The following is a 15,219-nucleotide window of genomic DNA, read 5'->3' on the forward strand; positions in this document are numbered from 1 at the left end:
ATGATTAACGATTAATATCTCATATTACATCCTTTATTGAAGGCGTTGCAATGCGTTCGATATAAAGGATGTTTTTTAATTTACAATTAATTTCACTTATTATAAGTGATGTATTGTTTAGAATTCATTTGGATAGACAATAAAGATTGAATAAAAAGCAGCCCTCAGAAAATCTGAGGGCTGTTAATCTAGTATTTATGAGCCAAATTTTTACAAAATATTATTTCTGTATGATTTGGTTTTTGACTTAAATATTATAATTCGTATCTTGTGGAATATCTAATTCAACGCTACGTACGTTATTGAAACCTTCAATTTGGAATAGGGCATCAATAACATCTTGGTTTACAGGGTGGTCAATAGATAATACCATTAATGCATTGCCACCTAAGTTTGTTCGACCAAGGTGCATCGATGCAATGTTAATATCAAACTCACCAAGAATTTGACCCGTACGCCCAACAATACCTGGTTTATCTGTATGATTGATAACAAGTTGGTGTTGTTCCGGTTTAAAGTCAACTGGATAATCATTAATTCGCACAATACGTGGGCCATAACCATTGAGTACAGTGGCACCAATTTTAATTTGTGTATCCTTATTGATTAAAGTTAACTCGATATAGTTACTGAAACCACGATGTTTGGTATTCTTTTCAATATTATATGAAACACCTTGTTCATTCAATAATACAAGCGCATTGATTAGGTTAACACGTTCACCTAAATCTTGACGTAAAACACCTGAAACAAGTGTACGTGTAATTAAGCTCGTATCATCAAGTGCTAAATCACCTTCGTATTTAATGTGCAATTCGCGAGGCGCTTTTTCTAATAATTGAATACCTACTTCACCTGTTAGTTTACTTAATTCGATATATGGTTTTAATTCTTCATTAATTTCATTATAAGTCATTCTTGGCGCATTGATTGCATTCAATACATTACCATTTTCGAAAATATCGACAATTTCATTCGCTACTGAAACGGCAACTTTCTCTTGTGCTTCAACAGTTGAAGCACCTAAATGAGGTGTAACGACAACTTTATCATGTTTAACTAATGGTGATTCAGTTGCAGGCTCAGTTTCAAACACATCTAGTGCTGCTGCTTGAATTCTATCTTCGTTCAGTGCATTAAGTAATGCTTCTTCATCAATAATACCACCACGTGCCACATTAATAATTTGTAATGTTGGTTTGGCTTTAGCGAAGAATGCTTCTCCTACAATACCTTTAGTTTTAGGGGTAAGCGGTGTATGAACAGTTACGAAATCAGCTTGTTCAGCAATTTCGTCTACAGTAGCTCGAATAACATTGAGTTCTTTTGCTTTATCTTCAGAAAGATATGGATCAAAAGCTAAAATTTTCATGCCAAAACTTTGCGCACGTTTAGCAACACCTAAACCAATACGTCCAGCACCAACGACACCTAATACTTTATTGTATAATTCAGTACCGCGATATGTCTTACGATCCCATTTACCTTCTTTTAAAGACTTATGCGCTTGTGGAACATTTCTGGCCATTGATAAAATCATTGCCATAGAATGCTCTGTAGCAGAAATTGTATTACCATCTGGTGCATTAATAACGATAACACCATGCTTAGTAGCAGCATCGATATCAATATTATCGACACCAACACCAGCTCTTGCAATTACTTTTAGATTTGGCGCAGCAGCGATAACATCTGCAGTAACTTGCGTTTGGCTACGAACGATTAAACCTTCAAAGTCAGCTATTTTTTCAATTAACTCACTTTCGGAAAGTTCAGTATTTGTAACAACTTCAAAGTCTTTATGATCTGTTAAACTTTTTAAACCTTCAGGTGAAATAGGGTCAGATACTAAAATTTTATACATATGCTTTTACAACCTCCATATATTGAGTAATTGCTGTACCAATGTACGCTTCATTTCTAAATTCTGATACGATGATTTCAAGTGCAGAAACGACTTGTAAGATATCAAATGGTGAAATTTGACCCATATGGCCAATTCTTAAAATTTCACCTTTAAGATGGCCTTGTCCGCCAGCAATTGTTATAGAGAAGCGATTTTTAAGTTCATTTTTAATAAAGTTTAATTCATCTTTCGTCTTAGGCACAAATGCTGTAACAGTAGGTGACGCATAAGCATCTTCTACAAGTAAATCTAAATCTAATGCTTTAAGCGCTGCTCTTAATCCATCTCTAATAGCATAATGACGTGCGACAACTTGATCTAAACCTTCTTCTTCGATTAATTGAGCATATGCAGTTACACCTCTAAATAAAGCTACGTTAGGTGTGAACGGTGTTGAATTATCAGCTTGAGATTTTAAATATTTATTTAAATCTAAATAAAATCTAGGCGTAGTAACTTCTGCAAATCTTGCTTTGGCTCGATTGTTATAAGCTACAAATGCTAGACCAGGGGGTAACATGATTGCTTTTTGACTTCCTGAAATTAGGACATCAATTTGATCACGTTTTAAATCAACATCAACAGCGCCGATACAACTTACGCCATCTACAACGAAATAAATAGATTCATCAAAGTCTTTTAAGGCATGACCTAATTCATTTACTGGATGTAATACTGCAGTTGAAGTCTCACAATATTGACTGAATACAGCTGTAATATCTCTGTTTAAAGATTTTAAGAAGTCAATGAAATCTGGAACATTTACTGCTTTACCCCATTCAACTTCAAAAATATGTACGTTTTCATAATAAGTCTCTGCAATTTGTTTAAAGCGGTTACCAAAAGCACCAGATACAATAATTACGATATCGTCTTCTGGATTAGCTAAATTTAACATACTTGCTTCTAAAGAACTTGTACCACTTGATGTTAATATCATTACCTCATTTTCTGAACCAAAAACGGGTTTCAATGCTCGAAAAGCTTCTTCGGCAATTGTTTCAAAATCACTAGATCGATGGCCGACCATTGGTAATTGTGTTGCATGTAATATTTGGTCCGGTACAGGTGTTGGGCCGGGCGTTAATAACAAAGGATGATAGTATTTCATATTGTAATTCCCCCATTGAGTAAGATTTAATAAGTTTAGCAAATTTTCAGACAATATAAAAGTCTAAAAATTACAATTTTTTGAAAATTAACAAAATACAAAAGTAATGTAAGGGCATACATTGCTTTTGTATTCAATTTCTATATCGAAAATAAAAAAATTTAAATTATTTTATTTTAGGTTGTATTTTTACGTTAACGTTGCCGCGAATTGAATTCGAAATCATACAATTATTATCAGCAATTTTTAATAATTTATCTAATTTCTTTGCTAATTGTTCTTTTTGCGTAGATTTAACACTAATAATAGGGTAATGAGTTATTGTATCCATTTTAAATTTTGAATTTTCGAATAGGGCAGTCCCACTTGAAAATTGTTCGATTTCAATTGACTCAAAGCCTGCGCGTTCTAATACCGCAGCAAGTGAAATAATGTAACAAGATGCAGCAGCAGAAACTAGTAATTCGTCTGGATTTGTCCCTGTTCCGTTACCACCTAAGCCAGCAGGTATTGATATTTGTTCTGTTAATACATCTCCATTAAGATCACCAACAGACTCACGTCCACCTGACCAGTGAGTTGTGACGTTAAAATCATGCTTTACCATTATAATTGACCTCCAGTTTAAATGTGTTAATTTATAGTTTAGATTATAATATGAAATAAAGGAAGAGAGGCGCTTTACAATGACCGATCAAAAACCGAGAAGTTTGGATGACATTAAACTTATTGCGCATAGGGGATTATCGACGCAATACCCAGAAAATACGCGTGTTGCATTTGAAGCAGCACTAGAATCAAATGAAGTGGATATATTAGAAATTGATATACATAAAACAATAGATGATCAATTAGTTGTGATTCATGATCCTTCCATCGATCGTACATCGAATGGTACGGCGAAAATAAAAAATAATACTTTAGAAGAATTACAACAATATGATTACGGTTTTTGGAAAGAAATCAAATATGCAAATCAAAAGTTGTTAGTATTAGATGATGTATTAGAACTTATTGCACGGTCATCCAAGGGGTTAATGATAGAAGTAAAGCAACCCCAACAATATCTTGATATTGAAAATATATTAATCAATAAATTGCAACAGTGGAATATAGACAGTGATAAAATATCGATACAGTCCTTTAATAAGAAGTTTATTAAAGCGCTCGCCGCTAAAGACGTGCCATATAAACTAGGGGTGTTGATTAATCGTAAAAAGCACTGGTACAAAAAGCCTCGATTTAAAAAGATTTCAGAATATGCTTCCTTTGTAAATGCACACCAATCTGTTGTGTCAAAACGTTTTATCCATAAGGCGCATCGGTATGATTTAAATGTTTATGCATACACAGTAAATGATACCTATAAAGCTGAGAAACTTTTACGTTATCCACTTCAAGGTTTAGTTTCTGATAATCCTGAATTACTGTAAAATGAATTAAAGGTCTAAAACATATGATTATCGTAAGTGATAATCTAGTTTTAGACCTTTTTATAATTATTTGATATGTGATAAATCATTGTCGAAATGGTTGATCCAATTCTTTTTAAATAAGCCCATGATATAACAATCACTATATTCACCGCGTGTATAGAAGTGTTCTAATAATGTCCCTTCAATAGCAAAGTTTTGTGACTGATATATATGTACTGCTTTATCATTATTGATATCAACATATAAATATACCTTATGTAAATTTAATACTAAAAACGCGTAATCAATGGCCATTTTAAAGGCGCTTTTAGCATACCCCTTACCACTAAAGTCAGGATCAACAATAATTTGTATCTCACAATTACTATGAACAAAGTTGATTTCTACTAATTCAACAATACCTATGCGTGTATTATCGACTTCGATAATAAAACGTCTTTCTGATTCATCATGTAAATGTTTCTTGTACAATGATTGTAGTTCGCTTAAAGATTGGTAAGGTTCTTCAAACCAATATGACATAATAGAGTATTCATTATTTAAATGATGGACAAATTCTAAATCTGTTTCTTCTAATGCTCTAATAATCAAGCATATCACTCCTTTAATTATAGAATAAAGAAATGATTATAAAATGTAAAATGTTTAATAAAATAATTATATTATAGAATGTATGATTTGCAATGTGGTTGGTTGATTCTATAACAATATATTTATTGAGAGAAGAAAGGGGGAGCACATTGATTAATAAAAAAACCCAAGAACAAATGAATGTTCTTGGGTTTGCAAGATAAAAGATATTATCTTGAGTAGTACTCAACGATAAGTTGTTCGTTGATTTCAGCAGGTAATTCACTACGTTCTGGAACGCGGATATATTTACCTTTTAAGTTGTCAGCATCAAATTCTAAGTAATCTGGTACAAAGTTATTGATTTCAACTGATTCAGCAATGATATCTAATTTTTGAGATTTTTCACGTACTGAAATTTCTTGACCTGGTTTTAATGTGTAAGATGGGATATCTACACGTTTACCGTCAACTTCAACGTGACCGTGGTTAACTAATTGACGTGCTTGACGACGAGTACGAGCTAAACCTAAAGCATATACAACTGCATCTAAACGAGCAGCTAATAATTGCATGAAGTTTTCACCGTGTACACCATGTTGTTTACCAGCAGTTTCGAATGTGTTACGGAATTGTCTTTCAGTCATTCCATATAAGTAACGTAATTTTTGTTTCTCACGTAATTGTAAACCATATTCTGATAATTTTTTACGTTGGTTAGGACCGTGTTGACCTGGTGCGTAAGGACGCTTTTCTAATTCTTTACCAGTACCACTTAATGAGATACCTAAACGACGAGATTTTTTCCAACTTGAACCTCTGAATCGAGCCATAATAAGACTCCTCCTTTTTCTTTTTTGTTGTTATGAAAAAACAAAAAAGAGTGTTGCATGCTTACTTGGATATATTGTTTTATGTGTCCTCGCCTTATAGCTACGGTTACACGGCACGCCCGCATCGGGAACAACATAGAGCCAACTAATATACAACTGCTATTTTCGTTTATTCACACAAAGTACATTTTAACACGCTATATCAATCTGTCAATAGTTAATCCTAGTTTAAACTAAATACTGAGCATGTTTGATTATGAAATTTGTTGTTCAATCACTTTGACAATCGCTTCTAATTCGGTTTGATCAGTTGTTGTAAATCTACCAATAATAGGTGCATCAATATCTAGTACACCAATCACTGCACCATCTTTGTGTATGGGTACTACCACTTCTGATTTACTGTTGGCATCACATGCAATATGACCAGGAAATGCATTAACATCTTCAACTAATTGTGATTTGTCTTCAGCAACTGCAGTGCCACATACACCTTTGCCCACAGCAATATGGACACAAGCAGGATGACCTTGGAAAGGACCTAAGATGAGTTCACCATTTTCCATTAAATAGAAACCGACCCAGTTAATTTGGTCCAGATTATCATTTAACAATGCAGAGACATTACTGAGTATTGCAATGACATTTGATTCATCTTCAATTAAACTTGCAACTTGCTTTCTTAATAAACTATAATTTGTTTCTTTTACTTCGGTCATCTTTATTACCTCACTTTTTACTTTTCATTTAGTATAAAGACTGTTTTAATAGTAATCAATCAAATGATTTGGAAGGGTTTTATCAATCGGACTTATAAAATTTATAATATTGAGTTTGATTTGCTTATTAAAATAAAATAAATTCTTAACAATTCATCTATTTCTATTTTAATGAAGTGGGTAAGTACGTTATAATAGGTAGTGATAAAATAGGAGGAGAAGAACATATGGCGTTGTATATCATTTTAGCAATTATTGTTATAGTACTGATTATTATCGGTGTATTATTCTATATGCGTTCTAATAAAAGCCAAATGATTGAAAAGGCTGAAGAACGAAAGGCTGAGGTAGAAAAATTACCATACGATGAAAGTGTATCTCAGTTATCAAATTTAACATTAACAGGTGAAACAAAATCTACATATGATCGCCTAAACAAAACGTCAGAAGACAGCAAACAGCAATACTTGAAACCACTTGACGAAAAAATCCATAACGCAGAAGGTCTATTATATAAATTTAAATTTTCACAAGCTCAAACAGAAATAGATGAAGCGCATGAGTTAATGGATCAATACGAAGAGAATTATAAAAAAGTAACTGCTGATGTTGAACAAATTCAATCTGTACATAAACAAAACGACAAATTATATGAAGCATGCAAAGTGGATTATCGTGAGATGAAACGAGATGTTCTAGCAAACCGACACCAATTTGGAGAAGCTGCAGAACCGTTAGAACAAGAAATTGAATCATTTGTGCCTGAAATGGAACAGTATGAAGCTTTAAAGGAAGAAGGCAATTATAATCAAGCTCACGATCATATCAAATTATTAAATGAAGATATGAATTACTTGAAAAAGGACATGACTGAAATCCCTGACTTGATTAGGGAAGCTCAAAAAGAATTACCAGGTCAATTCCAAGATTTGAAATATGGCTGTAGAGACTTGAAGGTTGAAGGTTATGATCTTGATCACGTGAAGGTCGATAGTAATTTGCAAACTTTAAAAACGGAATTGAGTTTTGTTGAGCCTATGATTAGTCGTTTAGAACTGGATGACGCGAACGATAAGTTAAACAGTATTAATGATCGTTTAGACGAAATGTATGAATTGATTGAACATGAAGTGAAAGCGAAAAATGATGTAGAAGAAACAAAAGAAGTCATTACAGATAATTTATTTAGAGCAAAGGAAATGAATTATACATTACAAACTGAAATTGAATATGTACGTGAAAATTACTATATTAACGAAAGTGATGTTCAAAATGTACGACAGTTTGAAAATGAAATTCAGAATCTAATTTCTGTATATGATGAAATATTAAAGGAAATGTCAAAGACTGCTGTAAGATATAGTGAAGTTCAAGATAACTTGAAATACATTGAAGAACATGTTGAAGTTATTAATGACAAACAAGAAAAATTACAAAACCATCTTATTCAATTACGTGAAGATGAGGCTGAAGCCGAAGAAAATATCTTACGCGTCCAAAGTAAAAAAGAAGAAGTATATCGAAAGCTACTTGCATCTAATTTACCAAGTGTACCTGAAAGATTTATTATTATGAAAAATGAAATTGACTACGAAGTAAGAGAGGTCAATAAAAAGTTCAGTGTGCGTCCAATTCATGTGAAGCAGTTAAAGGATAAAGTAGCTAAAGTCGTATTACAAATGAATAAATTTGAAGACGAAGCTACAGATGTCTTGGTAAATGCAGTTTATGCAGAGAAATTAATCGAATATGGTAATCGTTACCGTAAAGATAATTCAGGCGTAGATAAGAGCTTGAATGAAGCAGAACGATTATTTAAAAATAATAGATATAAACGTTCAATTGAAATTTCAGAACAAGCTTTAGAAAGTGTTGAGCCTGGTGTTACAAAGCACATTGAGTCTCAAGTGACTGGTTAATTATTTTTAAATGTAGAACGGTAGATGAAAGACACGAAATGATTTTATTATTTCGTGTCTTTTCTTTTTTGGAAATACGAGTATAATGCTAAAAGGGTAAGTACATTTATAAATGTACTATTAAATATTAAGGAACTTTAAATCATTTAGGTAATGTTTAATTTGTAAGATAAATTATATTCTAGGTTATAAATATTACCAATTCCATGATAAGTAATAAATTAATTGAGGAGGATAACGTTGTGATATATCTTGATAATGCTGCTACGACCAAACCAAATCAAGATGTTTTAGATACATTTTTAAAGGTGAATCAATCGCTATATTTTAATCCTAATAGTCCACATCAGGCTGGTTTACAAGCAGAACAATTATTAAATCAAGCTAAGGCACAAATCAAATCATTGTTTAATTTAGATAATGAATTTGATATTATTTTTACAAGTGGCGCGACAGAATCAAATAATATTGCACTACAAGGTGTTGCACGTAAGAAAAAATTATTTGCAAATGAAATTATAACCTCGGTTTTGGAACATCCTTCAGTATTAGAAGTGGTCCGTGCTTTAGAAGAAGAAGGCTTTACGATTAAATATGTTGATGTTACTAAAGAAGGTCAAATAGACCTTAAACATTTACAGAGTTTAATGAATGATAAGGTAGGCTTAGTGACTTGTATGCATGTCAATAATATTATGGGACAAATACAACCAATTACAGAAATTGTAGATATTGTCAGTGCATATCCTAAAGCACATTTACATGTAGATGCAGTGCAAGCAGTCGGCAAAGTGCCGTTAATCTTTGATGGTGTGGATACTTTGAGTTTAAGTGGGCATAAGTTTAATGGTCTAAAAGGACAAGGTGTACTATTTGTTCGTAATAGACATGAAATCATACCTGTCATGCAAGGTGGAGGTCAGGAATATGGCTTGCGTAGTGGGACAGTTAATTTACCAGTCGATATTTCTATTGTTAAAGCCTTGAAATATGCTGTACAGCACACGCAATCATTAAATAGACAACTCAATCAATACAATGAACAGATCAAGGCTTATATACAGAACTTTCCCAATGTAATCATTAATTCACCAAGTGCAGCTGCACCACATATCATAAATATTGGGTTCCCAGGTGTTAAAGGTGAAGTATTAGTGAATGCCTTTTCTAAACACAATGTTATGTTATCAACAACCAGTGCATGTTCGTCTAAGAAATCAAGTTTAAATGAAGTACTATTGGCAATGGGTATACCAGCAATTCAAATCGAAGGAAGTATTCGAATATCATTAGGCGCTAATACGACAGACAATGATATTGAAACCTTTAAAGATAAATTTAAAGCAGTATATGAAGAAGTAAGGGAGTTGTTAAAATGATATATGATCATTTATTAGTAAGGTATGGCGAATTAACATTAAAAGGTGCAAATCGTAAGATGTTCGTCAATCAATTACGTTCAAATGTAAAGCGTTCATTAATGCCGTTACAAGGGTATAAAGTGAAAGCTAATAGAGATAGAATGTATATCGAACTAGAAGAAGGTGCAGATATTAAAGAAATGAGTCAAAGGCTATCGAAAGTCTTTGGCATATATTCTATCAGTCCAGTCCTAAAAATAGACAAAACTATGGATGCTATTAAGGAGCAAGCAATTGAATTTGCTAAAGGATATAATGACGGTGACACTTTCAAGATTGACGTGAAACGTTCAGATAAACAATTTCCATATGATACTTATGAAATACAACGAGAAGTTGGTGGCGCTGTATTACAAGGGGCTGAACATGTATCTGTCAATGTTCGCAACCCAGACCATACGATAAAGGTAGAGGTACGCTTAGACGCAGTGTATATTTATGATGAAGTTATTCCAGGGGCGGGCGGCTTGCCTGTTGGCACTGGTGGAAAGACATTATTGATGTTATCTGGTGGTATTGATTCTCCGGTTGCAGGTATGGAAGTCATGCGCCGCGGTGTTACGATTGAAGCGATTCACTTTCATAGTCCGCCGTTTACAAGTGAGAAAGCAAAGGAAAAGGTTATTGAACTGACACGTATCTTATCTGCACATGTGGGTCCTATCAAATTGCATATTGTGCCATTCACCACATTACAGAAACAAGTAAATAAAGTGGTTCATGAACGTTATACAATGACGTCTACAAGACGAATGATGATGCGTGTTGCTGATAAATTAGTACATCAAATTGATGCTAATGCTATCGTAAATGGTGAGAATTTAGGGCAAGTCGCAAGTCAAACGTTAAAGAGTATGTATGCAATTAATCATGTCACTTCTACGCCTGTATTACGTCCATTGTTAACTTTGGATAAAGAAGAAATTGTTAAAAAGGCTAAAGCAATTGGCACTTATGACGTGTCAATTCAACCATTTGAAGATTGTTGCACGATTTTCACGCCAAAGAATCCTGTTACTGAACCTGATTTTGATAAAGTTGAAAAGTATGAAGATGGCTTTGATTTTGAACCACTTGTTCAAGAAGCGGTGGATGGTATTGAAACACTAACTATAACTAAAGATTATCAAAGTGATAAAGATACAGAAACACAAGCACTGGCAGACGATTTATTTTAATTCATGAAATATGTACGTCAAGCTTAGGTAGCTAAAGTGTAAACTGTTTTGAAATCATGAATATAAAGGGGTAATCAAATGTTAGAGTGGAATGTATCAATAGTAATTATAGTGATATTATTAGGATTTTTAGCAGCATTTATAGATGCTGTTGTGGGCGGTGGTGGACTGATTTCTATCCCTGCATTATTAGCAGTCGGAATGCAACCCTCAATGGCGTTGGGTACTAATAAATTAGCCAGTGCCTTTGGTTCGATGACGAGTGCATTTAGATTTTTACGCTCTGGTAAAGTAGATTTAAAGATAGTTGCCAAATTATTCCCGATTATTTTTGTTATGGCAATGATTGGGGCTAGTGTTGCTACATTTTTACCTGCTGAACTTTTAAAGCCGGTTGTAATTGTAGTGTTAACATTAGTGATGATTTACACATTAGTGAAAAAGGACTGGGGCAGTGTACGAACATTTACGAAACTTAGTCTAGGTAAGGCCATTTTATTTGTTTCACTTATGTGTTTAATTGGTTTTTATGATGGTTTCCTCGGTGGAGGTACCGGTTCGTTTATGTTATTTGTTTTATTAATGTTTGGCTTTGATTTTCTAGGTGCAGCTGGTAATGCAAAAGTACTTAATTTTGCTTCGAACCTAGGTGCACTCATCTTGTTTATTTGTCTACATGAAGTTGATTATTTTTATGGTTTGATTATGGCAGTAAGCATGATTGCAGGGTCTTATGTTGGCGCACAATTTGCTATTAAAAAAGGTGTAGGCTATGTAAAAGGATTATTTATAGTTGTAACTGCCATTTTAATTATTAAAAATATTTATGATTATATTACACAAATGTCATAAGTTCTAATGATATCAATTCAATATAAATAGGGGATGGCCGCATCATTAACATGTATTGTTAATGATGCGGTCTTTGTTGTTAGTAGCACTGTTTATATGTATTAAATTATTTCAATTAACATAAAAAATCTTGTAAGATAGTTGGAGTTTGATGTTGCGTAAAATGAACGCATTAATCGTTATTCAATATGAGTTATTATATAATTGGGATAATGATAAAGTGACATTTATTTTGAAAAAATGAATGATTTGTATTATTTAAAGTAATTATAAACGATTTTAAATCAGAAAATTTTATTTCAAGACTATAAAAAGTTATAATGTAAAGGAAAGCACTTATTTATAGGAGGCGTACAAATGACGCAAATTACATTTAAACAAGAACCAATGACATTATCAGGCTCACAAGTAAACGAAGGAGATGTGGCTCCGGACTTTACAGTATTAGACAACGACTTAAATGCGGTGAATTTATCAACTTATGATGGCCAAAAGAAATTAATTAGTGTTGTGCCATCTATAGATACAGGTGTATGTGATCAACAAACACGTAAATTTAACGAAGAAGCAGCACAAGAAGAAGGTGTTGTATTAACGATTTCTGCTGATTTACCATTTGCACAAAAAAGATGGTGTGCAGCTAATGGTTTAGATAACGTAGTTACTTTAAGTGACCATAAAGATCTTTCATTTGGTAAAAATTATGGTGTAGTAATGGATGACTTACGTTTATTAGCACGTTCAGTATTCGTTTTAGATAAAGATAATAAAGTTGTTTATACTGAAATCGTTCCAGAAGGAACTGATTTCCCTGATTTCGAATCTGCATTAGCAGCATATAAAAACTTATAATTTAATAAATGTGTGATTGAAAAACTTTTAACTTAGTAACTGTAGTTTAACAATCAAACAGTATCATTGACATTATAAAGCATACTGTCCATAATTATTTGGTAATATGAGTTAGTTATTAACTTATTTCAAACGAATTATGGACAGTTTTTTTAGAAAGGACTATTAAATGGCACAAGAAGAAACAGTAACAATAATGGAAAAATTATTTAAAGCGCTTGACGAAAAGGCAAAATCATTAAATGAGGAAAATGGTCAAAGTTTTATTGAAAACTTAGGGCTAGCTATGGAAGATATATATAGAAATAATAGAGACCTTTTAGAACAGGCTACATTACAAGATCGTAGAAAGGCATTTCAATTTTCTTATCTAAGCTTACTACAACAAGAAGATATACAAGCGAACCACCAAATCACACCTGACTCTATTGGTTTGATTCTTGGATTTTTAGCACAACGTTTTTTAAAGAAAAATGAAGAAATGCACATCGCAGATATCGCAAGTGGAGCAGGTCATTTAAGTGCTTCAGTACATGAAGTGTTATCTGATCATACATTAATGCATCATTTAGTTGAAGTAGATCCAGTATTATCAAGAGTGAGCGTTCACTTAGCTAATTTCTTAGAAATACCATTTGATGTTTACCCACAAGATGCAATTATGCCACTGCCTTTTGAAGATGCAGACGTCGTTATTGGGGATTTACCTATTGGTTATTATCCAGTTGATGATCGAAGCCAAGAAATGGCACTGGGCTTTAAAGAGGGGCATAGTTATTCTCATCATTTATTAATAGAACAAGCAGTAACTGCATTGAAACAATCAGGTTACGCTTTCTTAGTAGTACCGAGCAATATCTTTGAAGGTGATAATGTGAAACAGTTACAGAATTTCATTGCAACAGAAACAGAAATGCAAGCATTTTTAAATTTACCTGCAACATTGTTTAAAAATGAAAATGCACGTAAATCAATATTAGTGCTACAGAAGAAAGAAGCTCAAATCACGAAACCTGTAGAAGTATTGCTTGCCAATATACCTGACTTTAAAAACCCACAACAGTTCCAGGCATTTTTACAAGATTTGAATGCATGGATGGAGCAAAATCACCCTGAAAATTAAACTGTAATACTCTTGAATTCAACCTGTATTAATGATTAAATAGATATGGATATAAAAAACTTAATTAAAATTGGAGGCATTATGTTTATGTCAAAATTAGTTTTGGCCATTAACGCTGGTAGTTCATCTTTGAAATTTCAACTTATTGAAATGCCGGACGAAAATCTTGTTACTAAAGGACTTATCGAAAGAATTGGTTTAAAGGACTCTATTTTTACTATTGAAGTCAATGGAGAAAAAATTACAGAAGTAAACGATATCGCGAATCATGAAGATGCAGTAAATATTATGTTAGAAAGCTTTAAAAAGCATGGTATTATCGACAGTATTTATGATATAGATGGTACAGGTCATCGTGTTGTACATGGTGGAGAGCTATTCCCTGAATCAGTATATGTTACTGATGAAGTAGAAAAGCAAATCGAATCATTAAGCGAACTGGCACCATTACACAACCCTGCAAACTTAATGGGAATTCGTGCGTTCCGTAAATTGTTACCAGAAATTCCACATGTTGCTGTATTTGATACTTCATTCCACCAAACTATGCCTGAAAAATCATTCCTTTATAGTTTGCCATATCAATATTATGAAGAATACGGCATTAGAAAATACGGTTTCCATGGTACGAGCCATAAATATGTATCTCAACGTGCAGCTGAAATACTAGGTAAACCATTAGAAGAATTGCGTATTATTTCTTGTCATATTGGGAACGGTGCATCAATTGCTGCTATCGATGGCGGGGAATCTGTAGATACATCAATGGGATTCACACCATTAGCAGGTGTAACTATGGGTACGCGTTCAGGTAATATCGACCCTGCTTTAATTCCATTTATTATGGAAAAAACAGGTAAGAGTGCTGAAGAAGTATTAAACACATTGAACAAAGAATCAGGATTACTTGGTATTTCTGGAACTTCTAGTGATTTGCGTGACATCATTGAAGAGTCTAAAGAAGGTAAAGAAAGAGCGCAACTTGCATTAGACGTATTTGCATCTCGAATTCATAAATATATTGGTTCATATGCGACACGTATGCATGGCGTAGATGTTATTGTCTTTACTGCAGGTGTCGGTGAAAATTCTGATCCAGTAAGAGCCAAAGTATTAGAAGGTTTGGAATTTATGGGAGTTTACTGGGACGCTAAGAAGAATGAAGGTATCCACGGTGAAGAAGGCTTTATCAACTATCCACATTCTCCAGTAAAAGTCATTGTAATTCCTACAAATGAAGAAGTTATGATTGCAAGAGATGTTGTTGAATTTGGTAACGTTAAATAATAGTTACCTAGA

14 protein-coding genes are annotated in these 15,219 nt (G+C 33.2%); 8 read left to right on the forward strand and 6 right to left on the reverse strand.

The window, feature by feature from the left end; genetic code table 11:
- Positions 1-247 precede the first annotated feature (247 nt).
- The 3 genes from serA to JN168_RS05640 form a co-directional block, all read right to left on the reverse strand.
- Positions 248-1,864 carry a phosphoglycerate dehydrogenase gene (serA, locus tag JN168_RS05630; RefSeq protein ID WP_042738415.1) on the reverse strand — a complete coding sequence of 539 codons (1,617 nt, stop codon included), beginning with the start codon at positions 1,862-1,864 and terminating at the stop codon, positions 248-250.
- Entirely contained in the window at positions 1,857-3,017 is a 1,161-nt protein-coding gene (locus tag JN168_RS05635; RefSeq protein ID WP_042738416.1) for a pyridoxal-phosphate-dependent aminotransferase family protein, read from the reverse strand. The genes serA and JN168_RS05635 overlap by 8 nt, the downstream gene beginning before the upstream one ends.
- A 166-nt stretch (positions 3,018-3,183) precedes the next feature.
- Positions 3,184-3,624, reverse strand: coding sequence for an SACOL1771 family peroxiredoxin (locus JN168_RS05640; RefSeq protein ID WP_042738417.1), 441 nt, complete (start codon positions 3,622-3,624; stop codon positions 3,184-3,186).
- 79 nt (positions 3,625-3,703) lie between these two features.
- Between JN168_RS05640 and JN168_RS05645 the strand changes: the two genes are divergently transcribed.
- Entirely contained in the window at positions 3,704-4,450 is a 747-nt protein-coding gene (locus tag JN168_RS05645) for a glycerophosphodiester phosphodiesterase (RefSeq protein WP_279526226.1), read from the forward strand.
- A 66-nt stretch (positions 4,451-4,516) separates the two neighbouring features.
- On the opposite strand, the gene JN168_RS05650 is transcribed toward JN168_RS05645, so the two are convergent.
- From JN168_RS05650 to JN168_RS05660, 3 genes are all read right to left on the reverse strand, one after another.
- Positions 4,517-5,044, reverse strand: coding sequence for a GNAT family N-acetyltransferase (locus JN168_RS05650; protein WP_042738419.1), 528 nt, complete (start codon positions 5,042-5,044; stop codon positions 4,517-4,519).
- 209 nt (positions 5,045-5,253) lie between these two features.
- Positions 5,254-5,856 (reverse strand): 30S ribosomal protein S4, encoded by a 603-nt coding sequence (gene rpsD, locus JN168_RS05655; RefSeq protein ID WP_042738420.1) that lies wholly within the window; start codon positions 5,854-5,856, stop codon positions 5,254-5,256.
- Positions 5,857-6,110: 254 nt separating this feature from the next.
- Positions 6,111-6,575 carry a GAF domain-containing protein gene (locus tag JN168_RS05660; protein WP_107512807.1) on the reverse strand — a complete coding sequence of 155 codons (465 nt, stop codon included), beginning with the start codon at positions 6,573-6,575 and terminating at the stop codon, positions 6,111-6,113.
- 227 nt (positions 6,576-6,802) lie between these two features.
- Here JN168_RS05660 and ezrA point away from each other — a divergent pair, with 227 nt between their 5' ends.
- From ezrA to JN168_RS05695, 7 genes are all read left to right on the forward strand, one after another.
- Positions 6,803-8,494 (forward strand): septation ring formation regulator EzrA, encoded by a 1,692-nt coding sequence (gene ezrA / locus JN168_RS05665; RefSeq protein WP_042738422.1) that lies wholly within the window; start codon positions 6,803-6,805, stop codon positions 8,492-8,494.
- Between the two features lie 242 nt (positions 8,495-8,736).
- Positions 8,737-9,873 carry a cysteine desulfurase family protein gene (locus JN168_RS05670; RefSeq protein ID WP_042738423.1) on the forward strand — a complete coding sequence of 379 codons (1,137 nt, stop codon included), beginning with the start codon at positions 8,737-8,739 and terminating at the stop codon, positions 9,871-9,873.
- Entirely contained in the window at positions 9,870-11,093 is a 1,224-nt protein-coding gene (gene thiI, locus JN168_RS05675; RefSeq protein ID WP_042738424.1) for a tRNA uracil 4-sulfurtransferase ThiI, read from the forward strand. Before JN168_RS05670 ends, thiI begins: the two co-directional genes overlap by 4 nt.
- 78 nt (positions 11,094-11,171) lie before the next feature.
- Positions 11,172-11,945, forward strand: coding sequence for a sulfite exporter TauE/SafE family protein (locus tag JN168_RS05680; protein ID WP_042738425.1), 774 nt, complete (start codon positions 11,172-11,174; stop codon positions 11,943-11,945).
- A 357-nt stretch (positions 11,946-12,302) separates the two neighbouring features.
- Positions 12,303-12,797 (forward strand): thiol peroxidase, encoded by a 495-nt coding sequence (gene tpx, locus JN168_RS05685; protein ID WP_042738426.1) that lies wholly within the window; start codon positions 12,303-12,305, stop codon positions 12,795-12,797.
- Positions 12,798-12,966: 169 nt separating this feature from the next.
- Positions 12,967-13,920: a class I SAM-dependent methyltransferase gene (locus JN168_RS05690; protein WP_107512808.1), complete on the forward strand. Its 954-nt coding sequence runs from the start codon at positions 12,967-12,969 to the stop codon at positions 13,918-13,920.
- A gap of 87 nt (positions 13,921-14,007) precedes the next feature.
- Positions 14,008-15,207 (forward strand): acetate kinase, encoded by a 1,200-nt coding sequence (locus JN168_RS05695; RefSeq protein WP_042738428.1) that lies wholly within the window; start codon positions 14,008-14,010, stop codon positions 15,205-15,207.
- Positions 15,208-15,219 lie beyond the last annotated feature (12 nt).

It is taken from the genome of Staphylococcus gallinarum (assembly GCF_029774255.1).
Classification (GTDB): Bacteria; Bacillota; Bacilli; order Staphylococcales; family Staphylococcaceae; genus Staphylococcus; species Staphylococcus gallinarum.

What these genes read in the sequence shown, in the direction of transcription:
- JN168_RS05690 (WP_107512808.1), top strand. Translation starts at nt 12,967, where the DNA reads ATGGCACAAGAAGAAACAGTAACAATAATGGAAAAATTATTTAAAGCG.
- tpx (WP_042738426.1), top strand. Translation starts at nt 12,303, where the DNA reads ATGACGCAAATTACATTTAAACAAGAACCAATGACATTATCAGGCTCA.
- JN168_RS05695 (WP_042738428.1), top strand. Translation starts at nt 14,008, where the DNA reads ATGTCAAAATTAGTTTTGGCCATTAACGCTGGTAGTTCATCTTTGAAA.
- thiI (WP_042738424.1), top strand. Translation starts at nt 9,870, where the DNA reads ATGATATATGATCATTTATTAGTAAGGTATGGCGAATTAACATTAAAA.
- JN168_RS05635 (WP_042738416.1), bottom strand. Translation starts at nt 3,017, where the DNA reads ATGAAATACTATCATCCTTTGTTATTAACGCCCGGCCCAACACCTGTA.
- JN168_RS05680 (WP_042738425.1), top strand. Translation starts at nt 11,172, where the DNA reads ATGTTAGAGTGGAATGTATCAATAGTAATTATAGTGATATTATTAGGA.
- JN168_RS05640 (WP_042738417.1), bottom strand. Translation starts at nt 3,624, where the DNA reads ATGGTAAAGCATGATTTTAACGTCACAACTCACTGGTCAGGTGGACGT.
- ezrA (WP_042738422.1), top strand. Translation starts at nt 6,803, where the DNA reads ATGGCGTTGTATATCATTTTAGCAATTATTGTTATAGTACTGATTATT.
- JN168_RS05660 (WP_107512807.1), bottom strand. Translation starts at nt 6,575, where the DNA reads ATGACCGAAGTAAAAGAAACAAATTATAGTTTATTAAGAAAGCAAGTT.
- JN168_RS05645 (WP_279526226.1), top strand. Translation starts at nt 3,704, where the DNA reads ATGACCGATCAAAAACCGAGAAGTTTGGATGACATTAAACTTATTGCG.
- rpsD (WP_042738420.1), bottom strand. Translation starts at nt 5,856, where the DNA reads ATGGCTCGATTCAGAGGTTCAAGTTGGAAAAAATCTCGTCGTTTAGGT.
- serA (WP_042738415.1), bottom strand. Translation starts at nt 1,864, where the DNA reads ATGTATAAAATTTTAGTATCTGACCCTATTTCACCTGAAGGTTTAAAA.